Source organism: Jiangella anatolica, assembly GCF_003236295.1.
Taxonomy (GTDB): Bacteria; Actinomycetota; Actinomycetes; order Jiangellales; family Jiangellaceae; genus Jiangella; species Jiangella anatolica.
This window is the reverse complement of the sequence record NZ_POTW01000015.1, coordinates 70,114-91,387: the sequence shown is the minus strand read 5'-3', so window position 1 is coordinate 91,387 and position 21,274 is coordinate 70,114. Positions and strand designations below refer to the sequence as shown.

Here is a 21,274-nt window from a genome sequence, read left to right as displayed (position 1 = left end):
ATGCGGCAGGCTAGGGCGTGACGAGAGGAGGGCGCCGATGTACGTCACCGACGGCCGGCTGGTGCTCAGCCCGACCGACCTGGTCGGTCACCTGGAGTGCGCCCACCTCACCACGCTCAACCGCGAGGTGGCGCTCGGGCTGCGGCGGCGGCCGGCCGCCGACGATCCGGGCGCCGACGTCGTCCGCCGTCGCGGCGACGAGCACGAGGCGGCCGTCCTGGCCGAGATGGCCGCCGCGTACCGCGTCGTCGAGATCGCCCGTGGCAGCGGCCCGGCCGACGCCGAGGACCGCACGCTCGCGGCCATGAAGGACGGCGCCGACCGCATCTTCCAGGCGACGTTCTACGACGGCCGCTGGCTCGGGTACGCCGACTTCCTGATCCGCAACGACTCGCGGCCGTCGGATCTGGGCCCCTGGTCCTACGACATCGCCGACACGAAGCTGGCGCGGCACGTCAAGGCGGCGGCGCTGCTGCAGATGGCGGTCTACGCCCAGCGGCTGGAGGAGCTGCAGGGCGTGCCGCCGCAGACGCTCACCGTCATCCTGGGCGACCGGCAGCAGGTCGCCGTCCCGTACGTCGACGTCGCGGCGTACGCACGGCACGCGATGCGCCGGTACGGGCAGTGGCTGGCCGAGCCGCCGCCGACGTACCCGATCCGGGTGAGTCACTGCGCGATCTGCCCGTGGAAGGAGACCTGCGCCGGGCAGTGGCGCGACGACGACGATCTGGTGCTGGTGCCGTTCCTGCGGCGCGACCAGCGCGACGCGCTGCACGCGGCCGGCATCGACACCGTCGAGCAGCTGGCCGCCGCCACGCCGGGCGAGCTGGACGCCGTCGCGCGGGTCGGCGGCGGCACGAAGCGCAAGCTGGCCACCCAGGCCAGGCTGCAGGTCGGCGCGCGGTCGCAGCCGCTGCCGCCGTACGAGCTGGTCACGCCGGTCGAGATCCGCCGCGGCCTGGCGCTGCTGCCCGAGCCCGACGCGGGCGACCTGTTCCTCGACCTCGAGGGCGACCCGTTCTTCGGCGACCACGGGCTGGAGTACCTGTGGGGCATCTCCGACGCCGGCGACGGGTTCACGTCCTGGTGGGCGCACGACCCGCCGGCCGAGCGGCTGGCGTTCGAGCGCGTCGTCGACCACATCATGGCCGCCTGGCGGGCCCGCCCCGGCATGCACGTCTACCACTACGCGCCCTACGAGCCGGCCGTGCTCAAGCGGCTGTCGCAGCGCTACGGCACCCGCATCGACGAGGTCGACGCGCTGCTGCGGGGCGAGCGGCTGGTCGACCTCTACGCCGTCGTCAAGCAGGGGCTGCTGATCGGGACGGAGTCGTACTCGATCAAGGCGCTGGAGCGGTTCTACTCGCCGGACGGCCGGGCCGGCGCCGCGGTCAAGGACGCCGGGGCCAGCATCGTCGAGTACGAGCGCTGGCTGGCCGAGCGCGACCAGCGGATCCTCGACGACATCGAGTCCTACAACCGCGACGACTGCGTCAGCACCCGGCAGCTGCGCGACTGGCTGGAGGACCGCCGGGCCGAGGCGCTGGCCGCCGGGCACGCCGTACCGCGCCCCGACGACGTCGACGACCAGGCCGAGCACCTCAAGGATCGCGACCCCGAGCTGGTCGCGATCGAGGCGCGGCTGCTCGACGGCGTGCCGGCCGACCCGGCCGCGCGGACGCCGCGGCAGCGGGCCAACGCGCTGCTGGCCGGGCTGCTGGAGTGGCACCGGCGGGAGAACCGGGCCGAGTGGTGGGAGTACTTCCGGGTCCGCCGGCTGCTCGTCGACGAGCTGGTCGACGACCCGGCGACGCTCGGCGGGCTGCACTCGCCGGAACTGCTGCGCACCGAGAACCGGTCCGGCGTGTGGCGCTACGCGGTGCCGGCGCAGGAGAGCCGGCTGCGCCCCGGCGACCAGTGCGGGCACGCCGGTCCCGACGGCGGCACCAGCAAGATCGTCCGCCTGGACCTCGAGAACGGCGTCGTCGAGCTGAAGCGGGCGCTGGCCAAGGAGCAGCCGCACCCGGTGGCGCTGCTGCCGCCCGCTCCGATCCCGGCCGGGATGCAGGAGCAGGCGCTGGTCCGGGTCGGCAGCTGGGTGGCCGAGCACGGCTTCGCCGGCGACGGGCCGTTCCGGGGCGTGCGCGACCTGCTGTCCGGTGCGGTCCCGCGGCTGGACGACGGGGTGCCGCTGCGGCTGGCCGGCGAGTCCGGCGCCGACGCGCTGCGCAGGGTCGCGCCGTCGCTGGCCGGCGCGCTGCCGGTGCAGGGCCCGCCGGGCGCGGGCAAGACGTACGCCGGCTCGCACGCCGTCGTCGAACTGCTGCGGGCCGGCCGGACGGTCGGCATCACCGCTCTCAGTCACCGGGTCATCACGCACCTGCTCGACGCCGTCCTGGCCGCCGACGGCTCGGGGCTGGTGCGGGCGGTTCAGAAGGCCGACGACGGCAACGCCAGCCGGCACCCGTCGGTCCGCGTCACGACGGACAACGGCGAGGTCGAGGCGGCGATCGCGGCCGGCGCCGTCAACCTCGTCGCCGGGACCGGCTGGCTGTTCGCCCGCCCCGACGTCCACGTCGACGTGCTGGTGGTCGACGAGGCCGGGCAGTTCTCGCTGGCCAACACGGTCGCCGCCGGGGCGGCCGCCGACTCCGTCATCCTGCTCGGCGATCCACGGCAGCTGCCGCAGCCGGCCAAGGGCAACCATCCCGACGGCGCCGGCGTGTCCGCGCTCGACCACGTGCTGGGCGAGCACGACACCGTCCCGCCGGAGCGCGGCCTGTTCCTCGACACGACCTGGCGGATGCACCCCGACGTGTGCGCGCCGGTGTCCGAGCTGTCCTACGACTCGCTGCTGGTGCCGCGGACCGGGCTGTCGGCGCAGCTCGTCGGTGGGTCCGACGCGCTGGCCGGCGCCGGGGTGCGCTGGGTGCCGGTCGAGCACGCCGGCTGCTCCGTCCGCAGCGACGCCGAGGTGACCGTGGTCGCCGGACTGGTCGCGTCGCTGACCGGGCGCCCCTGGACGGCCGCCGACGGCTCGACGCGTCCCCTCGGCCCCGACGACATCCTGGTCGTCGCGCCGTACAACGCGCAGGTCGGCCAGCTGCTCGGCGCGCTCGACGGCCGGGCCCGCGTCGGCACCGTCGACAAGTTCCAGGGCCAGGAGGCCCCCGTCGTCATCGTCTCCCTCACCACGTCGTCCGCGGCCGACGCCCCCCGCGGCGTCGACTTCGTCGCCAACCGCAACCGCCTCAACGTCGCCGTCTCGCGGGCCCGGTCGCTGGCGGTGCTGGTCGGCAGCCCGGCGCTGCTGAGCGCCCCGGTCCGCAGCCTCGACCAGGTCCAGGGCATCAACACCCTGTGCCGCCTGGTCGAGTACGGCCAACGGCGGGCAAGTAACAGTTGACACATGGCTACACATCATTGACATTAGATCCATGGACATGTCCGAGCCGGCGACTGTGGCCATGCCTCGCGGCAAGATCGCGGTCCTGCGGGTGCTCGCGGGAGCGGACCATCCCTTCACCATTCGTGAGCTGGGCCGATTGGCCGGGGTGACGCACGAGCGAGCGGCGCAGGTGGTTCGTGAGCTCTCCGGCCACGGCGTCGTCACAGTCGAGCCTTACGGCAGGGCGCGACTGTGCCGCCTCAACCGGGAGCACCTGGCGGCAGCTCCCTTGATCGCGCTCGTGACGCTGCGGCAGCGGCTGATCGAGCTGCTGCGCGAGCGGCTCTCCGGGTGGTCCGAGCCCTCGCTGCACGCCTCGCTCTTCGGATCCGTGGCCCGGGGCGACGGTGACGAGGCCAGCGACATCGACGTGCTCGTCGTCCGCCCCGCGGGCCGGGAGCCCGACGACGAGCCCTGGCTCACCCAGCTCCACGAGACGGCCGCGACCGCACATCGGGCTACTGGCAACTCGCTCGCGTGGTTCGAGCTCTCTGCTGACGAGATCGCGCGGGCCGTACGCGCGCGGGAGCCGATCATCGCCGAGTGGCAGCGCGACGGCGTGCACCTGGCCGGCGTTCGTCTCCCGGAGCTGATACGGGATGCGGTGTGAGCAGGGAAGCGGCCTGCACCGCAGCCGATGCGCGCCAACGGGCGCGGACTGCGCGTGCCTACCTGGATCTGGCCGAGTTGGCCTTCGCCGGGGAGATCCCAGAGGCGAACAACGTGGCGGCCGGCAACGCGGTCCTTGCCGCGGTGGCGGCATCCGACGCGCTGTGCTGCCGTCGCCTCGGCCGGCTTTCCCGCGGACAGGACCACGCGCTGGCCGCACAGCTCCTGGCCCGGATCGATCCGCGGCTCGCGCGGCACCTCACCGCGGCGCTCGCCGTGAAGGACGCCGCACACTATGGTGCGGCCTTTCTCACTGACGCGCGCACGAAGGCCGCGCTGCGAGGCGCCGCCGCGCTGGTCGAGGCGGCTGAGGACGCGGTGCGCTGAGACGTAGTGGAGTGAAGATGGACACCGCCGTCACCGATCACCTGCTGAGCACGACCCGCGCGGTCCGGCGCAAGCTCGACCTCGACCGCGAGGTGGAGCCGGAGGTGATCGCCGAGTGCCTGCGGCTGGCCGTGCAGGCGCCCACCCCGGGCGCGGCGCAGAGCTGGCGCTGGCTGGTGGTCCGCGACCAGGAGCTGCGCAATCAGCTCGGCGCCATCTTCCGCGAGGTCGGCTCGGAGTACATGCGCCGGCGTCGCGAGGCGGCCGGCCCCGCGGCCGACGAGCAGCCGATGAAGCGGATCCTGGCGTCCGGCCAGTACCTCGTCGACGTCATCGAGCGGGTGCCGGTGTTCGTGATCCCGTGCCTGCAGGGCCGCCCGCACGGCAACAACGCCGCCGACTCCGTCTTCTACGGCGGCATCTTCCCGGCCGTGTGGAGCTTCCAGCTGGCGCTGCGCTCCCGCGGCCTCGGCTCCACCCTGACGTCGTACCACCTGGTCAAGGAGGCCGAGGCGGCCCGCATCCTCGGCATCCCCGACGACGTCACGCAGGTGGGGCTGCTGCCGGTCGCCTACACGACCACCCAGGACTTCAAGCCCGGCACCCGCCAGCCGGTCGAGGAGCTCAGCTACCTCGACCACTGGGGCGAGCCGCTGATGTCCTAGCCAGCCAGCGCGCTGCCGGTCGTGCGGGTGATGTGCTCGGGCACGTCGCCCTCGTGGTCGCCGGTGTTGACCGTGCCGGTGGGTTCGAACATCAGGATCGAGGCGCCCTCCGACGACGGGCGGTGCTCGACACCCCGGGGGACGACGTAGACGTCGCCGCGGCGGAGGGTGACCGCGGTCTCCGGGCCGGACGCGGGGCGCAGGCCGATGGTCAGCTCGCCGTCGAGCACGAGGAAGAACTCGTCGGTGTCGTCGTGGGCGTGCCAGACGAACTCGCCAGCCACCTTGGCGATCCGGACGTCGTAGTCGTTGACCCGCGTGACGATGCGCGGGCTCCACAGGTCGTCGAACGAGGCGAGGGCGGCGTCGAGGTTGATGGCGTCGTGGCTCATGACGCCAGCCTCGCCCGGCGACGGGCACAGCGGCGAGTAGTAGAAATGGCGTATGTCGCAAGGATCCTCGCACCGCGTCGCGCAGGTCGTCGCGCCGGGGTCGAACCCGTTCGAGATGGCCATCGGCATGGAGCTGTTCGGCATCACCCGGCCGGAGCTGGACGTCGACTGGTACGACTTCGTCGCCTGCTCGACCGGTGACGACCTGACGGTGCGTGAGGGGCTGTTCACCATGCACTGCCCCGGCACGCTCGACGACGTCGCGACGGCGGACACGGTGATCGCGCCGAACCGGCCCGACCCGGAGGCCGGCTACGGCGACGAGGTCATCGAGGCGTTGCGCGCGGCCGCGGCCAGGGGCGCCCGGATGGTCAGCTTCTGCACCGGCGCGTTCGCGCTGGCCGACGCCGGTCTGCTGGACGGGCGCACCGTCACGACGCACTGGCGCTGGGCCGACCGGTTCCGCCGCCGCTACCCGGACGTCGACCTGCGGCCGAACGTGCTCTTCGTCGACGACGGCCAGGTGCTGACGGCGGCCGGCAGCGCGGCGGCGATCGACCTGGGCCTGCACATCATCCGCACCGACCACGGCGCCGCCGTCGCCAACGCCGTCAGCCGCCGGCTGGTCTTCCCCGCGCACCGCGAGGGTGGCCAGCAGCAGTTCATCGAGCGGCCGGCGCCGCAGGCCGGCGAGGCCACGCTGTCCGGGGTGATGGAGTGGGCCACCGCGCACCTGGACCACCCGCTCACCGTCGCCGAGCTGGCCGGCCGCGCGGCGATGAGCCCGAGCACGTTCCACCGCCGCTTCCTCGCCGAGACCGGCACGACACCGCTGCGCTGGCTGCACCACGAGCGCATCGACCACGCCCGGTCGCTGCTGGAGACCACCGCCCTCGACGTCGGCGAGGTCGCCCGCGCGGCCGGCTTCGGGACCGCGGCCAACCTGCGCCAGCACTTCCGCCGGCACACCGGCGTCACGCCTACGGCGTACCGCGAGTCGCATGCACCGGCCCCGTCGACTCCGGGACGCTCGCCGGGGTAGGAATGGAGCATGAGTGCGGACAGGGAACGTGCCGTGGTCGACGGGGTGCCGACCGACCTGCTGATCGGCGGGCAGTGGCGGCCCGCGTCGTCCGGTGAGCGGTTCGACGTCGAGGACCCGGCCACCGGCGAGGTCGTCACCACCGTGGCCGACGCGACCGTCGACGACGGGCTGGCGGCGCTGGCCGCGGCCGCCGAGGCGCAGGCGTCGTGGGCCGCGACGCCGCCGCGGGAACGGGGCGAGCTGCTGCGCCGCGCGTTCGAGGCCGTCACCGCCCGGTCCGACGACCTCGCGCTGCTCATGACGCTCGAGATGGGCAAGGCGGTCAAGGAGTCCAAGGCCGAGATCGCCTACGCCGCGGAGTTCCTGCGCTGGTTCTCCGAGGAGGCCGTGCGCGTCAGCGGCGCCTACTCGGTCGCGCCCGGCGGCGGCAGCCGGCTACTCACGATGAAGCAGCCGGTCGGGCCGTCGTTCTTCATCACGCCGTGGAACTTCCCGATGGCCATGGGCACCCGCAAGATCGCCCCGGCGATCGCGGCGGGCTGCACGATGGTGGTGAAGCCGGCGCACGAGACGCCACTGTCGATGCTGGCGCTGGCCCGCATCCTGCGCGACGTGGGCCTGCCCGACGGCGTGCTCAACGTCATCCCGACGTCCTCGAGCGGCGCGGTGTCCGAGCCGATCATCCGCGACCCACGGCTGCGCAAGCTGTCGTTCACCGGCTCGACTGCGGTCGGCCGGAAGCTGATCGAGCAGTCCGCGCAGCAGGTGCTCCGCGTCTCGATGGAGCTGGGAGGCAACGCGCCGTTCCTCGTCTTCGCCGACGCCGACCTCGACGCCGCCGTCGACGGCGCCATGCTGGCCAAGATGCGCAACGTCGGCGAGGCGTGCACGGCGGCCAACCGCTTCCACGTCCACGAGTCCGTCGCCGCCAAGTTCACCGAGAAGCTGGCCGAGCGGATGGCGGCGCTACGGGTCGGCCGCGGCACCGACGACGGCGTCGACGTCGGCCCGCTGGTCAGCGAGAAGCAGCGCGGCACCGTCGAGGAGCTCGTCGCCGACGCCGTCGACCGGGGCGCGAAGGTCGTCACCGGCGGCGGACGCACCGGCGACGCCGGCTACTTCTACCAGCCCACCGTCCTCGCCGGCGTCACCGACGACGCCCGGCTGCTGACCGAGGAGATCTTCGGCCCGGTCGCCCCCGTCACCACGTTCGCCACCGACGACGAGGCCGTGGCCCGCGCCAACGCCACCGAGTACGGCCTCGTCGCCTACGTCTTCACCCGCGACCTGCAGCGGGCGCTGCGGGTCAGCGAGCGGCTGGAGGCCGGGATGGTCGGCCTCAACGCGGGCATCGTCTCCAACCCGGCGGCGCCGTTCGGCGGCGTCAAGGCCAGCGGCTTCGGCCGTGAGGGCGGCGCCGAGGGGATCGAGGAGTATCTGGAGACCAAGTACGTGGCGATCAACCTTCCCTGACGTCCGAGCCGCGAGTACGGTCGCGTAGGTGCGACACGACCATCACGGGCGAACGCATCGCCTCGAGCTCGACGACCAGTCGCTGCGGACCTGGGACTGCACGGTGCTCGCGTCCGACCCGGAGGAGGGCCTGGTCCTGGACCGGTCCGCGTTCTATCCGGGCGGCGGCGGCCAGCCGCCGGACCACGGCGTCCTGCTCTGGGGCGGCGTCACCACCCGCATCGTCGGCGTCCGGCCGCGCGACGACCTGTGGCTGGTGCCGGACCCGGACGACCCGCTGCCGCCCGTCGGTACGCAGGTCCGCGGCGCCCTCGACGACGAGCGGCGCGGCCTGCTGATGCGCACCCACTCCGGGCTGCACGTGCTCTGCGGCGTGATGGCCCGCGACTTCGGCGTCCCGGTGACCGGCGGCAACATGGAGCCCGGCGTCGCCCGGCTGGACTTCGACCTCGCCGAGGTCCCGTCCGGGTTCAAGGACGATCTGACGGAGAAGCTCAACGCCGAGATCGCCGCCGACCGCGTCATCGACGTCCGGGTGCTGCCGCGGGCCGAGGCGTACGCGCTCGGCCCGATCGTCAAGACCGCGACCGACCTGCTGCCGCCGGACCTCGAGGACATCCGGCTGGTCGACATCCGCGGCCTGGACCTGCAGGCCGACGGCGGCACCCACGTGGCCTCGACGAAGCAGATCGGGCGGATCGAGGTCGCGAAGGTCGAGAACAAGGGCCGCGGCTTCCGGCGCATCCGGCTGAGGCTCACCGGCTGACGGTCAATCGCCGGCGGCGCCGTCGATGGCCTCGCGCAGCAGGTCGAGGTGGCCGCAGTGCCGCCCGGTCTCCTCGATGAGGTGGATGACGGCGTGGCGCAGGTCGAACTCCATGCCCTCGCCGCGGGCCACCTCGTCGAGAGAGTGCGCGGCGATGATCTCGTTGGAGCGGGCGCACTCGGCCAGGTAGGACCGGACGACGGAGGCCAGCGTCTCGCCGGGCACCAGCTCGAAGCCGCCGGCGTCGTGCTCGCCCCATGGCTCCGGCACGTCCGGCAGCGCGGCGAAGTCCAGCGCGAACCACCATCGCTCGACGCACATGAGGTGGCGGACGATGCCGGCCGGGGTGAGCGCGCTGGGCGGGACGGAAGCCGTGGTGGCCTGCTCCGTCGTCAGCCCGGCCACCTTGTTGACGACGGTCTCGCGGAGGAAGTCCAGCCGCAGCACCAGCGCGTCCTTCTCGCCCGCCCGCTCCGGCGGCACGACGCGCTCCAGCGGGACCACCGAGTCGGCGGCGTCGGTCATCGGCCTCACCTCGTGGGACCGACCGTAGCGGACACCGCCGACAGAACACCGGCGAACCGCTGCGCGCGATCCGGTCAGAGCAGCCGGTAGGTCTTGCAAGCGTCGGTGAGATCGCTCGCCGACGTGAACAGGTGCGCCCGCATGCCCATCGCCGACGCGCCGCGGACGTTCGCCGCGGCGTCGTCGAGGAACAGCACCGACGAGCGCGGCACGTCCAGCATCCGCAGCACGTGCATGAACACCCGCAGGTCCGGCTTCGCGACGCCGATCTCGGCCGAGTTGAACACGACGTCGAAGTCGCCGGCGATGCGCAGCTCGGCCAGTTCCGCCGCGGTGCGGTCGGTGCCGTTGGTGAGCAGGCCCACCCGGATCCCGGCGGTCCGCAGCCGCCGCACCGTCGCGAGCACCGCGCGGTCGACGGACGGGCGCTGCGTCGCCCAGGCGGTGGCGGCGACCGGCCCGACGGTCTCGGCGACGCGGTCCACCCACTGCGCCCGGGTGATGGCGCCCGTGACGACGGACTGCAGCAGCCGCGGCTCGAACGCCGTCTCGAGCAGCCGGCCCGGCGGCAGCCCGGAGCCCTTCTCGATCGCCTCCGCCGCCGCCGGATCGTAGTGGCGCACCACGCCGTCGAGGTCGAGCAGAAGGACGTCGATCAGACCCATGAGGACGAATCGTGCCAGGAACGATCATCCGGCGACAGTCGGACGTCGACACCCGGGACGGTCACATCGCCAGGTCCAGGTTGACCCGCCCGTCGACCGGCGACGACGCCAGCGCGTCCTCGCGGCGCGGGATCCGCCCGGCGAGCGCGGCGTCCCGTCCGGCCTCGACCGCCAGCCGCATCGCCCGGGCCATCCGGACCGGGTCGGCTGCGCGGGTGACGGCGGTGGCGAGCAGCACGCCGTCGCAGCCCAGCTCCATCGCCAGGGCGGCATCGGAGGCCGTGCCGATGCCGGCGTCGAGGATCACCGGCACCGACGCGTCGGCGACGATCGCGGCGATGTTGCGCGGGTTCAGGATGCCCAGCCCGGTGCCGATCGGCGCGCCCAGCGGCATGACGGCGGCACACCCGGCGTCGGCCAGCTTGCGCGCCAGGATCGGGTCGTCGTTGGTGTACGGCAGCACGGTGAAGCCGTCGTCGACGAGCTGCCGGGCGGCCGTCACCAGCTCGACCGGGTCCGGCAGCAGCGTGACGTCGTCGGCGATGACCTCCAGCTTCACCCAGTCGGTCTCGCACGCCTCGCGGCCCAGCTTCGCCGTCAGCACCGCCTCGGCGGCGGAGAAGCAGCCGGCGGTGTTCGGCAGCGCCCGGATGCCGTTGCGCTGCAGCAGCTCCCACACCGACCCCTCGCCCCCGGCCTGCACGCGGCGCAGCGCGACCGTCGTCAGCTCCGTGCCCGACGCCAGCAGCGCCGCCTCCAGCCCGAGCAGGCTGGGCGCGCCGCCGGTACCCATGATCAGCCGCGACGACAGCGGCACCCCGGCGATGACGAGCGGGTCGTCGGACACGTCAGCCTCCCTGGACGGCGGTGATGATCTCGATCTTGTCGTCGGGCCGTAGCGGCGTCGCCGCCCAGTCCGTGCGCGGCACGACGATCTGGTTGACGGCGACGGCGATGCCGCGGTCGCTGAACGTGCCGTCGGGCTTGGTCATGGTGCGCAGCACGACATCGCCGAGCGTCGCGTCGGCGTCGAACGCGACGACGTCGCCGTTGATCGTCACCACAGTGGTCATCTGGGTCCTCCCGTGAAGGTCGCGGCGAACCGTCGTGGGTCCGCGGCCGCGGCCCACTCCGGGGCCGTTCCCGCACGGTATCGAGCGGCGAGGGCCGACGCGGTGAGCGGCGCGAGCAGGATGCCGTTGCGGTGGTGACCGGTCGCCAGCAGCAGGCCCGGAATGCCGGATTCGCCGATCATCGGCACGTTGTCGGGGCTGCCCGGCCGGGCTCGCGCGGTCAGCTCGGCCAGCGGCAGCTCGTCGATGCCGGGGATCAGCGCGCGGGCGTCGCGCAGGATCGCGTACGCCCCGCCGGCCGTCACCTGCCGGTCGTCGGGCTGCTCCTCGCTGGTCGCGCCGACGACGACCTCGCCGTCCTGCCGCGGCACCAGGTAGACGGCGCGCGACTGGACGAAGCCGCGGACCACCCGGCCCAGCGCGAACCCCGGCTGCGCCGACGCGTCCAGTCGCAGCAACTGCCCCTTGACCGGCCGCGTCGGCACGCCGGCCAGCTCGCGGCTGGCCCAGCCCGCGGCCAGCACGACGGACCCGGCCGGGTGCCGCTCGCCCGCTGCGTCGAGCACCCCGTCGACGGTCCCCGACGGCGACCGGCTCAGCTCCGCGACCCGCCGGCGCACGACCGCCACCCCACGGCCGGCCAGCACCTTCAGCAGCGCCGCGTGCACCCGGCGCGGGTCCACCTGGTGCTCGTCCGGTGTCCACGTGGCGCCGGCGAGCCGGGGGCCGAGCAGCGGCTCCAGCCGTCGTGCCTCGTCGACGGAGACCTCCTCGACCGGCAGCCCGAGGCCGCGGCGCAGCGTCAGCAGCCGGCGCAGCTGCTGGCGGTCGCCGGAGTCGTAGGCGACGGTGAGCGTGCCGGTGCGCCGGAAGGCCAGGTCGGCGCCGCCCGCGGCGGACGACAGCTCGGCGGCGAACGCCGGCCACTCCCGCGCCGACGCGACGTTGAGCGCCGTCAGGTGGTCCTCGCCGAACTCGGCCTCGGTGACGTCGGCCAGCATGCCTGCCGCCGCGTGCGTGGCACCGTCGCCGGGCGCGGGGTCGAACGCCGCGACCGTCAGGCCCAGCTGCGACAGCCGCCAGGCGACGGCGGCGCCGATGATGCCGCAGCCGACGACGGCCACGTCCACACTCACGATGCTCCCTCCGCTGGCATGACCCAGTTCAGGTTCGACGGTCGGCCCGCTGGCCCTCTCAGCCCTGCCGCCAGGGCTCCCGTGCCCTTCCACCGTACCTCGCCCATGACAGACTCCGGCTGTGACCTCCGACCCGAGACGGCGGCTGGCCGAGGCCCGGCTGTACCTGTGCACCGACGCCCGGCGCGACCGCGGCGACTTGGAGCGGTTCCTGCACGCGGCGCTGTCCGGCGGCGTCGACATCGTCCAGTTGCGCGACAAGACGCTGGACGCGCGCACCGAGCTGGAGCTGCAGCCACTCGTGGCCCGGGTCGCCGCTGAGCACGGCGCGCTGGTCGCCGTCAACGACCGGGCCGACCTCGCCGAGCTGGCCGGCGCGGCGATCCTGCACACCGGCCAGGAGGACCTGCCGGTCGAGGCGAGCCGCCGGCTGCTCGGCCCGGACGTGCTGCTCGGTCGCTCGACGCATTCCGTCGAACAGGCCGCGGTGGCCGAGGCCGACCCCGACGTCGACTACTTCTGCGTCGGCCCGGTCTGGCCGACGCCGACCAAGCAGGGCCGGCCCGCGGTCGGCGTCGACACCGTCCGGGCCGTCGCGACGACCGAGCCGGCCACGCCGTGGTTCGCCATCGGCGGGATCGACGAGCGCAGCGTCGCCGAGGTGGTCGACGCGGGGGCCCGCCGGGTGGTCGTCGTCCGGGCCATCACCGACGCGGACGACCCGGCGGCCGCCGCCCGCAGGCTGCGGGCGGCACTGGGGGACTAGCCGGCGCCGGCACGACGGAGGCGCTCACGGGCCTCCTGCTCCGACAGCGCGGTGACGGGCTGCCCGGCCGCGTGCTGGTCCTTGGCGTCGTAGGCCCTGGTCCAGACGCCGGCCGCCCACGACCGTTCGAGCTCGTCGGCGCTGAGCTCCCGGCCACGCGCGTGGCCGTAGGCGATCAGGAACCGCTCGGTGTCCTCGACGGTGGCCAGCCGATCCGGCTCGACGGTCGAGTACAGCGCGGCGGCGAAGCCGGCCAGGACGGCTTCGTCGTCGACGACCATGCTGTCCCAGTCGTGCACCACCAGCAGCGCGTCCCCGCTCCAGCGCAGGTTGCCGGCGAGCCAGTCGCAGTGGCCGATCACGGCCTCGGACTCGCCGCCTCGCAGCAGCCGGTCACGAGCACGGCGTCCGGCGTCGTCGGTCCACTCCGGACCGGCCACCTCATTGAGGTCGATCTCGGCGCCTTCCGGGCGGGGCCACGGCCCGTCCTCGGTGTGTCTCCACGCCGCCCACGACGGCGGCGGGTCGAGCGTGAACACCTCGCCCGGCCGCGGGGCCAGCCCGACCAGCCGCGCGAACGCCTCGGCGAAGGCCTCGGCCGCCCGGCCCGCGCTCGGGAGCACGGCTCCGCCGGGGACGTAGGCCTCCGCGGTCGCGACATCCTCGCCGAAGGGGACGGCGCCCGTGAGCGGCTGGGGGCACGGATAACCGGCCTGGAACAGGCGGCGCTGGACCTCGACGCACCCCGCGATCCGCGCGGAGTCCGGGCGGATCTTGACCACCACCTCGCGGTCGTCGGCGAGCCGGAGCCCGACGACCGTGGAGAGGTGGCCGGAACGGAAGATCTCGTCCGACGGCGGGCTGCCCAGGTGCTCCACGCACCACCGGGCCAGGCGGCGCGGATCGACCGGGGCCACTAGCCGGCGCGCAGGTCGGCGTACTCCGGGTGCTTGTCGAGGAAGCCTGCCACGAACGGACACTGCGGAACGACCTTCAGGTCGCCTTCGCGGGCGTCGTCGAGCAGGGCCCGGGCCAGCGCGCCGCCGACCCCCTTGCCCTCGGCTGCCTCCTCGACGACGGTGTGCAGCGCCACGATCTCGTCGTCGCGGCGGGCGTAGGTGAGTTCGCCGACCCGGATCCCGTCCAGGTAGGCGGCATAGCTGCGGGCGGTCCTGGTGATCTCGATGCTCACGCGCAGTCGCCTCCAGGGTTGCTGGATCGATGCCACAGATGGTGCATGATCATTTCTACCGGTGCGGGTGACCGTTCGTACCGATCTTCCCGATTCGCAGTGATCAACGTTAACGCACCCCGGCCGCCCGGCCGGCGCTGCCGGTTCGCCAAACCGGTCCGGAGCCTGCCACGATGCACGAATGCGTCTCGATCACGTCTCGTACGCAGCCGGTCCGGAGGGACTCGACGCCACGGCGGAGCGGCTGGCCGGTGAGCTCGGCGTCGAGCTCGTCGACGGCGGCCTGCACCCGCGGTTCGGCACCCGCAACCGGGTGCTGCCGCTGGCCGGCGGCCACTACCTCGAGGTGGTGGCGGCGCTGGACCATCCGGCCGCCGACAAGGTCCCGTTCGGCCAGGCGGTGAAGGCCCGGTCCGCGGCCGGTGGCGGCTGGCTCGGCTGGGTGGTCGCGGTCGACGACCTCGCGCCGATCGAGGAGCGGCTGGGCCGTCCCGCCGTCGGCGGCCACCGGCTGCGGCCCGACGGCTTCGACCTGGTGTGGCGGCAGATCGGCGTGATGGGCCTGATGAACGACCCGCAGCTGCCGTTCTTCGTGCACTGGGAGTCCGACCCGGCCGAGCACCCGTCCAAGGGCGGCCACGACGTCGAGCTGGTCAGCCTCGACATCGCCGGCGACCCGCACTTCGTCACCGCGTGGCTGGGCGAGCCCGAGGACCATCCGCTCGACGATGTCGACGTGCGCTGGCTGCCGCCGAACGGCGGCCCGGGCGTGCGCTCGGTGCGGTTCCGCACCGGCCACGGAGAGGTCACGGTCTGAGCCATGGTCACCATCACCGTCGCCGGGACGGCGCAGCGCTTCGTGCCGGCCGAGCGCGGCACCGTCCACCTGCGCGCCACCCGCGAGGCACGCCGGTCCGCCGACGTCGTCCCGTTCGTCGCCGACCTGCACGCCCGCCTCTCCGCCGACGCCGAACGGCACGTGACGGCGGGCGCGGCCAGCCGGTGGTCGGCCGACCAGCTGTATGTCTCGACCGTCCAGCGCTACGTCCGAGACTCCGACGTCAGCGAGACGTTCCAGGTCGCGGCCGCCGGCGTGGCGGTCCGGTTCACCGACTTCGGCGCGCTGTCCGGCTGGATCACCGAGGTCGGCACGATCGACGGCGTGGTCGTCGACGGCGTCGAGTGGGAGCTCACCGACGCGCGCCGCAAGGACGTGGAGCGCGAGGTGCGGGCCGAGGCGGTCCGCGACGCCCAGGAGCGGGCGGCCACCTACGCCGCCGCGCTCGGCCTCACCGTCGGCGCCGTCGGCGCGCTGTACGAGCCGGGCCTGCGGCCGCACACCCAGCCCGGCTTCGACGGGGGCGGCCCGGTCCGCTACGCGCGGATGGCCGCCGCCGACCTGGCCGGCGGCGGCCCCGTGGTCTCGCTGCGCCCGGAGCAGATCGAGGTGACGGCGACGCTCAGCGCCGACTTCACCGCGTCCTGACCCGGACGGTCAGGCGTCGCGCTTCTTGAAGAAGTACCAGGCGACGGCCAGGATGATCGCCACGAACGCGGCGAACACGCCGCCGGAGGCCCAGCGGTCGAAGAAGTCGAACTCCGGGCCGCCGTCGGCCTCGTACGGCGTGGTCGCGATGAGCCGGCCACCCGCGCTGAACGGCAGGAACTTCAGCGCCGGCTGCAGGAAGTCCAGCGCCGACCACATCGACAGCCCGGCGATCAGCGTCTCCACGATCAGCGGCGTCACCAGCAGGATGACCAGCGCCGACGGCACGCCGCGGAACAGCTGGGCGAGCGCGACGCCGAGCACCGCGTACAGCACCACGAAGACGACGTAGCCCGGGATCACCTCGTTCAGCGGTGCCTCGGCGAGGTCCGGCCCGGAGCCCCAGTACAGGCTGCCCAGCCCGATGTTGATCGCCATCGAGATGACGGCCATCACCGCGGCGGTCACCGCCACCATGATCACCTTGGCCAGGAGCAGCCGGCTGCGCTGCGGGATGGCGGTGAGCGTCGGCTGGATGGTGCCGTGCCGGTACTCGTGGCCGGTGGCGAAGATGCCGATGATGGCGAGGAAGATCGCCAGGAACGGCGCCAGCTCGGCGCCGCCGGTGATGATGATGCCGGCGTCCTCGGCGTTGACGGTGTCGTTGCGGGTGGCGAACGCCACGCCGAACGCGATGGCCGCCGTCAGCAGCAGGCCGAGGCCGATCAGCCAATAGGTCGAGCGCAGGGTGCGCAGCCGCACCCACTCGAAGCGCAGGGCGCTGCTCACGCGGCACCTCCGGGGGTGGTGTCGCCGGGCTGGGACGGTGGCACGGGCGGTGCCGCGGGCGGCCCGCCCGGCGGCGGCGTGGCCGTCCCGGGCGGAGCGAGGATCTCGCGCGCGACGTACTCCTCGGAGTCGCCGGTGGCGGACATGAACGCGGCCTCCAGCGACGCCGTCTGGGTGGCCAGCTCGTGCAGCATGACGTTGTGCTGGAAGGCCAGCTCGCCGACGGCGGCGGTCTCGATGCCCGACACCTGCAGCGTGCCCGGCTGCTGCGCCACCTCCGTGACGGTGGCGCCGTCGACCCGGCGCAGCGCCTCGGCCAGCTGGGCCGCCTGCGGGCTGCGCACCAGCACGCTGGACTGGGTGAACTGCCGGACGAAGCCGTCGACGTCGCCGTTGTAGATCATGTGGCCGCGGCCGATGACGACCAGCTGGTCGGCCATCAGCGACATCTCCGACAGCAGGTGGCTGGAGACGAAGATCGTGCGGCCCTCGCGGGCCAGCGACTTGAGCACGTCGCGCAGCCAGTGGATGCCGTGCGGGTCCAGCCCGTTGGCCGGCTCGTCGAGGATCAGCGTCTGCGGGTTGCCCAGCAGCGCCTGCGCCAGGCCGAGGCGCTGCGCCATGCCGAGGGAGAAGCTCTTCGGCTTCTTGTTCTTCACCTCGGCCAGGCCGACGAAGTCGAGGACCTCGTCGGCGCGCGAGAACGGGATGCCGCTGCCGGCGGCCAGCATCCGCAGGTGGTTGCGCGCGGTCCGGGTCGGGTGGAAGGCCTTCGCCTCCAGCACCGCCCCGATCTCGCGCATCGGGTGCTTGATGGTGCCGAACTTGCGTCCGTCGAACAGCGTCTCGCCGCCGCCGTTGTCGAGGTCGAGCATCAGCCGCATCGTGGTGGACTTGCCCGCGCCGTTGGGCCCGAGGAAGCCGGTCACCATGCCGGGACGCACCTCGAACGACAGGTGATCGACGGCGGTCTTCGCGCCGTATCGCTTGTGTAGCTGCTGGGCCGTGATCATGCCTCTCCCGATGTCGGTCGGTCGCAGCGAACCTATCGGGTCGAGGTGCCCCAGCAGCTCATTCACGCTGCCGATGGTGCGTGTCCGACCTCAGGAGGAGTGCAACTAGGGGCGAACCGGGTCAGGCGATGCGCAGCGCCTGCCGGGCCAGCCGGCCGGCCTGCGCGCCGTACGAGCCGCCGAACAGGACGGCGTGGACGAGCACGGGGTGCAGCTGGTGCAGCGCCAGCCGCTCCCGCCAGCCGGCGGCCAGTGGCCAGGCCTCGTCGTAGGCGGCGAGGACGTGGTCCAGGTGCGGCAGCCCGAACAGCGTGAGCATGGCCAGGTCGGTCTCGCGATGCCCTCCGTGCGCCGCCGGGTCGACGAGGGTCGCGCCGGTCTCGGTCCACAGCACGTTGCCGGCCCAGAGGTCGCCGTGGATCAGCGCCGGCGGCTCGTCCGGGCCGGCCAGCCGGGGCAGCTCGGCGATGACCTTCTCGACGTCGGCGGCGGTGCGCTTGTCGACGGCGCCGCTCTTGCGGGCCGCGCGCAGATACGGCTCCAGCCGCCCGTACGCCCACAGGTCCGGCCACGACTTCCACGGACCGGGCGGCAGGTCGAGGCTGCCGATCCAGCCGGGCCCGTCGGCCGATCCGAACACGTCGGCGCCGTGGCGGTGCGTCGCGGCCAGCGCCCGGCCGAACCGCTCGGCCGCCGCGGCGGACGGCACGCCCGTCGTCACCCACTCCAGGACGAGGCAGCGCTCGTCGTGCGCGAGCACCCGCGGCACCGGCACGCCGTCGCGGGCCGCCGCCAGCTTGGCCAGGCCCAGCGCCTCGGCCCGGAAGAAGCCGGGCGGTGCGCCGGCCCGGGTCTTGACGAAGACGGTGCGGCCGTCGCCGAGCCGGGCCCGGCGGGCCTCGCAGATGGAGCCGCCGCCGACCGGGGTGAGCGATTCGACGGCGGTGCCCAGCAGGTCGTGCAGATGCTCACTGTCGACTGGGCTCACCGCCAGGCACGTCCAGCTCGATCTCGTCGCGCACGGCGGTCACGAACCCGTCGGCGGCCCGCTCGATCATCAGCAGCACGTGCTCGAACGCCGCCGCGTCGCCGTAGTAGGGGTCCGGCACGTCGGTGTCGTCGCCGGCCATGGCGTCGGCGTCGTAGCTGCGCAGCAGCTGCACCTTGGCGCGGGCGTCGTCGTCGGGGGCGAGCGCGCTGAGGTCGGCGAAGTTCTCCCGGTCCAGGGCCAGCACGAGGTCGACGTCGTCGAACCAGTCGCGCAGGAACTGGCGGGCCCGGTGGCTGCCGCCGTCGTACCCGTGGTCGAGCAGCGCGGCGAGGGCGCGCGGGTCGGCCTGCTGGCCCGCGTGCCAGCCGCCGGTGCCGGCCGAGTCGACGGTGACGAGGTCATCCAGGCCGGCCTCCTCGAGGCGGCGGCGCAGCACGAACTCGGCGATGGGGGACCGGCAGATGTTGCCGGCGCAGACGACGCAGACGCGGTACGGGGTGCTCGGGTCGGTCACGGCCACGCGCCTCAGCGGCGCTGGCGCGCGAGCTCCCCGACGGCCAACGCGAGCTCGGTGGCCAGATCGAAGGACCGCTCGTGGTTGGGGTTGCTGCGCATCCACAGGCAGATCGTCTGCACGACGGCCCCGGACCAGGCCGGGTCGCGGCGCAGCGCATGCCGCACCGACACCGGCCGCGGCGCGAACGACGTGACGTCGAACCACTGGCCGTCGGCGAAGGCGAGCATGGGATTGCCCTGCGGATCGTCGTAGACGACCTCGTAGACCATGGAGCCGACCAGCGCGTGCCGGTTGGTGTCCGGTTCCGGGTAGCCCGGCGGAGTGGTGACCGCCAGCGGAACCGGCCGCGACGTACCGCGGTCCGGCTGCCGGGCGCGCTGATGGCCCGAAGGTGGTTGCTCGGTCAGGACCGAACCGACGGGGCCGTAGCCGATCGTCATATGTTCACCATGCCCACACTGAGTTCAGGGCACAACGAACCCCCGTTGACGCCTTCGACCGGCGCCTATCCGTCGTGCAAGAGGATGCTAGGCCAAAGGTACGTCAAACATCGGCCCAGCGGAAGAAGGGTCGTATCAAGTTGACGTTAAGGCCCAGAGCGCGACGACGGATGGACGACCGGCACTGCGCCGTTCGTCAACTCGGCAACAACAGATTCAGGATCCAGCTGACGAACGACACCACGAGCGCGCCCAGCACGGCCGACCAGAAGAAGTCGTCGACGTGGAAGGGCACGTCCAGGCCATCGGCGATCCACGAGGTCAGCCAGAACATCAGCGCGTTGACGATCAACGTGAACAGGCCGAGCGTCAGGATCAGCAGTGGCAATGACAAGAGTTGGACCAGTGGTTTGATGAAGGCGTTGACCAGACCGAAGATCAACGCCACGACAAGCAAGGTCAGGACCTCGCTTGACGTGCTGTCAGAGCTGATGGTCACGCCGTCGACGATCCGGGTCGCCACCCACAGGGCGAAGCCGTTGACGAGCAGGCGAATGATGAAGGACGTCACGGCTGCCGAGCGTACACATCCGGGACCCTCCGCGGGAGCGGCTATCGTGCCGAGCATGGTGCGCATTCGCAAGGCTCTCGACGGCCTGCCCTCGTACCGGCCGGGCCGGCCGGCCGCGCCGCGGGCCGGCGCCGAGCAGGCCTACAAGGTGTCGTCCAACGAGAACCCGTACCCGCCGCTGCCGGGGGTGCTCGAAGCCGTCATGGCGACCGCGGAGTCGATGAACCGCTACCCGGACATGTTCGCCACGGGCCTGGTCGCGGCGCTGGCCGACCGCTTCGGGGTGCCCCCGGAGCACGTGGCGACGGGCACCGGCAGCGTCGGCGTGCTGCAGCAGATCGTGCAGGCCACCGCCACCGAGGGCGACGAGGTCGTCTACGCGTGGCGCTCGTTCGAGGCGTACCCGATCGTGGTCGGCATCTCCGGCGCGACGGCGGTAGAGGTCCCGCTGGCGGCCGGCGCGCGGCACGACCTGACGGCGATGGCCGACGCGATCACCGACCGCACCCGCGCGGTGTTCGTCTGCACGCCGAACAACCCGACCGGCCCGGTGGTCGGCCGCGACGACCTGGCCGCGTTCCTGCGCCGCGTGCCCGAAGACGTGCTGGTCGTCGTCGACGAGGCGTACCGCGAGTTCGTCCGCGACCCCGAGGCCGCCGACGGCGTCGAGTTCTACCGCGAGCACCCCAACGTGTGCGTGCTGCGCACCTTCTCCAAGGCGTACGGGCTGGCGGGGCTCCGGGTCGGCTTCGCGATCGCGCACGAGGAGGTGGCCGACGCGCTGCGCAAGACCGCGGTGCCGTTCGGCGTCTCCGGCATCGCCCAGCGGGCCGCCGTCGAGTCGCTGGCCCGCGAGGCCGAGCTGCTGGAGCGGGTCGACGCGCTGGTCGCGGAGCGGACCCGGGTACGCGACGCGCTGGTCGCGCAGGGATGGGAGATTCCTCACACCGAGGCGAACTTCGTGTGGCTGGAGCTGGGCGAGAAGACCCTCGACTTCGCCCGCTTCTGCGAGGACGCGGGCCTGGTCGTCCGGCCGTTCGCCGGCGACGGGTGCCGGGTCACGATCGCCGAGCCGGAGGCCAATGACAAGCTCATTCGACTGGCCGGTGACTGGGCAGGCTGACGCCGAGCCTCATGTTCCGGTACCCATCAACAGGACGAACGAGCACGGACGGCGTCCTGCGTTCGGGGGGCGAGACGCCGGACGCCGTCCGTGCGGTCTATGGCTGCTGCGTCAGCAGCAGAAGTCACCAGGGCTTGCGGCAGGCGCGAACGCGGCGACCGCGGGTGTGCTCACCGTGAACATGAGTGCGAACGATGCGACA

Annotated in this window: 25 protein-coding genes; 11 read left to right on the top strand and 14 right to left on the bottom strand. The window is 73.2% G+C overall.

What is annotated here, in order from left to right; genetic code table 11:
- Window positions 1-37 precede the first annotated feature (37 nt).
- From C1I92_RS08710 to C1I92_RS08695, 4 genes are read left to right on the top strand one after another with little or no spacing between them, the layout of a single operon-like run.
- Complete coding sequence (locus C1I92_RS08710; protein WP_111254269.1) at window positions 38-3,406, top strand: TM0106 family RecB-like putative nuclease; 3,369 nt, start codon at window positions 38-40, stop codon at window positions 3,404-3,406.
- Between the two features lie 31 nt (window positions 3,407-3,437).
- Window positions 3,438-4,058, top strand: a complete 621-nt coding sequence (locus C1I92_RS08705) for a nucleotidyltransferase domain-containing protein (protein ID WP_111254268.1) — start codon at window positions 3,438-3,440, stop codon at window positions 4,056-4,058.
- Window positions 4,055-4,444, top strand: a complete 390-nt coding sequence (locus C1I92_RS08700) for a hypothetical protein (protein WP_158564049.1) — start codon at window positions 4,055-4,057, stop codon at window positions 4,442-4,444. Before C1I92_RS08705 ends, C1I92_RS08700 begins: the two co-directional genes overlap by 4 nt.
- 17 nt (window positions 4,445-4,461) lie before the next feature.
- Window positions 4,462-5,109, top strand: coding sequence for a nitroreductase family protein (locus C1I92_RS08695; protein WP_111254266.1), 648 nt, complete (start codon window positions 4,462-4,464; stop codon window positions 5,107-5,109).
- Here C1I92_RS08695 and C1I92_RS08690 read toward each other — a convergent pair.
- Complete coding sequence (locus C1I92_RS08690; RefSeq protein ID WP_111254265.1) at window positions 5,106-5,501, bottom strand: cupin domain-containing protein; 396 nt, start codon at window positions 5,499-5,501, stop codon at window positions 5,106-5,108. The genes C1I92_RS08695 and C1I92_RS08690 overlap by 4 nt on opposite strands.
- A gap of 52 nt (window positions 5,502-5,553) precedes the next feature.
- On the opposite strand from C1I92_RS08690, the gene C1I92_RS08685 reads away from it, so the two are divergent.
- Genes C1I92_RS08685 through C1I92_RS08675 form a run of 3 tightly spaced genes read left to right on the top strand, consistent with a single transcriptional unit; the run spans window position 5,554 to window position 8,785 of the window.
- Window positions 5,554-6,543, top strand: a complete 990-nt coding sequence (locus tag C1I92_RS08685) for a helix-turn-helix domain-containing protein (protein ID WP_111254264.1) — start codon at window positions 5,554-5,556, stop codon at window positions 6,541-6,543.
- Window positions 6,544-6,552: 9 nt separating this feature from the next.
- Window positions 6,553-8,019, top strand: coding sequence for an NAD-dependent succinate-semialdehyde dehydrogenase (locus tag C1I92_RS08680; RefSeq protein ID WP_111254263.1), 1,467 nt, complete (start codon window positions 6,553-6,555; stop codon window positions 8,017-8,019).
- 28 nt (window positions 8,020-8,047) lie between these two features.
- A complete protein-coding gene (locus C1I92_RS08675) occupies window positions 8,048-8,785 on the top strand; it encodes an alanyl-tRNA editing protein (RefSeq protein ID WP_111254262.1) in 738 nt (245 codons plus the stop codon).
- 3 nt (window positions 8,786-8,788) lie between these two features.
- On the opposite strand, the gene C1I92_RS08670 is transcribed toward C1I92_RS08675, so the two are convergent.
- The 5 genes from C1I92_RS08670 to thiO form a co-directional block, all read right to left on the bottom strand.
- Complete coding sequence (locus C1I92_RS08670) at window positions 8,789-9,310, bottom strand: DinB family protein (RefSeq protein WP_111254261.1); 522 nt, start codon at window positions 9,308-9,310, stop codon at window positions 8,789-8,791.
- A gap of 74 nt (window positions 9,311-9,384) precedes the next feature.
- Window positions 9,385-9,975, bottom strand: coding sequence for an HAD-IA family hydrolase (locus C1I92_RS08665; protein ID WP_111254260.1), 591 nt, complete (start codon window positions 9,973-9,975; stop codon window positions 9,385-9,387).
- A 61-nt stretch (window positions 9,976-10,036) separates the two neighbouring features.
- A complete protein-coding gene (locus tag C1I92_RS08660; RefSeq protein ID WP_111254259.1) occupies window positions 10,037-10,822 on the bottom strand; it encodes a thiazole synthase in 786 nt (261 codons plus the stop codon).
- A 1-nt stretch (window position 10,823) separates the two neighbouring features.
- The gene (gene thiS / locus C1I92_RS08655) at window positions 10,824-11,048 is read right to left on the bottom strand and encodes a sulfur carrier protein ThiS (protein WP_111254258.1); all 225 of its coding nucleotides are present in this window, start codon (window positions 11,046-11,048) and stop codon (window positions 10,824-10,826) included.
- Complete coding sequence (thiO, locus tag C1I92_RS08650; protein ID WP_199521076.1) at window positions 11,045-12,184, bottom strand: glycine oxidase ThiO; 1,140 nt, start codon at window positions 12,182-12,184, stop codon at window positions 11,045-11,047. The genes thiS and thiO overlap by 4 nt, the downstream gene beginning before the upstream one ends.
- 121 nt (window positions 12,185-12,305) lie before the next feature.
- Between thiO and thiE the strand changes: the two genes are divergently transcribed.
- A complete protein-coding gene (gene thiE / locus C1I92_RS08645) occupies window positions 12,306-12,950 on the top strand; it encodes a thiamine phosphate synthase (protein ID WP_111254257.1) in 645 nt (214 codons plus the stop codon).
- Here the strand turns inward: thiE and C1I92_RS08640 are convergent.
- Both C1I92_RS08640 and C1I92_RS08635 read right to left on the bottom strand, forming a co-directional pair.
- A complete protein-coding gene (locus tag C1I92_RS08640; protein WP_199521075.1) occupies window positions 12,947-13,828 on the bottom strand; it encodes an aminoglycoside phosphotransferase/kinase family protein in 882 nt (293 codons plus the stop codon). The two genes, thiE and C1I92_RS08640, sit on opposite strands and share 4 nt — an antisense overlap.
- Before the next feature lie 38 nt (window positions 13,829-13,866).
- Complete coding sequence (locus C1I92_RS08635) at window positions 13,867-14,142, bottom strand: GNAT family N-acetyltransferase (protein ID WP_199521074.1); 276 nt, start codon at window positions 14,140-14,142, stop codon at window positions 13,867-13,869.
- Window positions 14,143-14,323: 181 nt separating this feature from the next.
- Here C1I92_RS08635 and C1I92_RS08630 point away from each other — a divergent pair, with 181 nt between their 5' ends.
- Both C1I92_RS08630 and C1I92_RS08625 read left to right on the top strand, forming a co-directional pair.
- Window positions 14,324-14,959 carry a VOC family protein gene (locus tag C1I92_RS08630; RefSeq protein ID WP_111254256.1) on the top strand — a complete coding sequence of 212 codons (636 nt, stop codon included), beginning with the start codon at window positions 14,324-14,326 and terminating at the stop codon, window positions 14,957-14,959.
- Between the two features lie 3 nt (window positions 14,960-14,962).
- Window positions 14,963-15,628, top strand: coding sequence for an SIMPL domain-containing protein (locus tag C1I92_RS08625; RefSeq protein ID WP_111254255.1), 666 nt, complete (start codon window positions 14,963-14,965; stop codon window positions 15,626-15,628).
- Between the two features lie 9 nt (window positions 15,629-15,637).
- On the opposite strand, the gene C1I92_RS08620 is transcribed toward C1I92_RS08625, so the two are convergent.
- The 6 genes from C1I92_RS08620 to C1I92_RS08595 all read right to left on the bottom strand — a co-directional run bounded on the left by C1I92_RS08620 (window position 15,638) and on the right by C1I92_RS08595 (window position 19,949).
- Window positions 15,638-16,417: a DUF2705 family protein gene (locus C1I92_RS08620; RefSeq protein WP_111254254.1), complete on the bottom strand. Its 780-nt coding sequence runs from the start codon at window positions 16,415-16,417 to the stop codon at window positions 15,638-15,640.
- Entirely contained in the window at window positions 16,414-17,430 is a 1,017-nt protein-coding gene (locus tag C1I92_RS08615) for an ATP-binding cassette domain-containing protein (protein ID WP_111254253.1), read from the bottom strand. Before C1I92_RS08615 ends, C1I92_RS08620 begins: the two co-directional genes overlap by 4 nt.
- Window positions 17,431-17,551: 121 nt before the next feature.
- On the bottom strand, window positions 17,552-18,418 hold the full coding sequence (locus C1I92_RS08610; protein WP_199521073.1) for a fructosamine kinase family protein: 867 nt from the start codon (window positions 18,416-18,418) through the stop codon (window positions 17,552-17,554).
- Window positions 18,399-18,935, bottom strand: a complete 537-nt coding sequence (locus C1I92_RS08605; RefSeq protein ID WP_111254285.1) for a low molecular weight protein-tyrosine-phosphatase — start codon at window positions 18,933-18,935, stop codon at window positions 18,399-18,401. Before C1I92_RS08605 ends, C1I92_RS08610 begins: the two co-directional genes overlap by 20 nt.
- 11 nt (window positions 18,936-18,946) lie before the next feature.
- A complete protein-coding gene (locus C1I92_RS08600) occupies window positions 18,947-19,378 on the bottom strand; it encodes a hypothetical protein (RefSeq protein ID WP_111254252.1) in 432 nt (143 codons plus the stop codon).
- A 196-nt stretch (window positions 19,379-19,574) separates the two neighbouring features.
- Window positions 19,575-19,949, bottom strand: a complete 375-nt coding sequence (locus C1I92_RS08595) for a phage holin family protein (RefSeq protein WP_111254251.1) — start codon at window positions 19,947-19,949, stop codon at window positions 19,575-19,577.
- 55 nt (window positions 19,950-20,004) lie between these two features.
- Here C1I92_RS08595 and hisC point away from each other — a divergent pair, with 55 nt between their 5' ends.
- The gene (hisC, locus tag C1I92_RS08590) at window positions 20,005-21,072 is read left to right on the top strand and encodes a histidinol-phosphate transaminase (protein WP_111254250.1); all 1,068 of its coding nucleotides are present in this window, start codon (window positions 20,005-20,007) and stop codon (window positions 21,070-21,072) included.
- The last annotated feature ends 202 nt before the right edge of the window (window positions 21,073-21,274 follow it).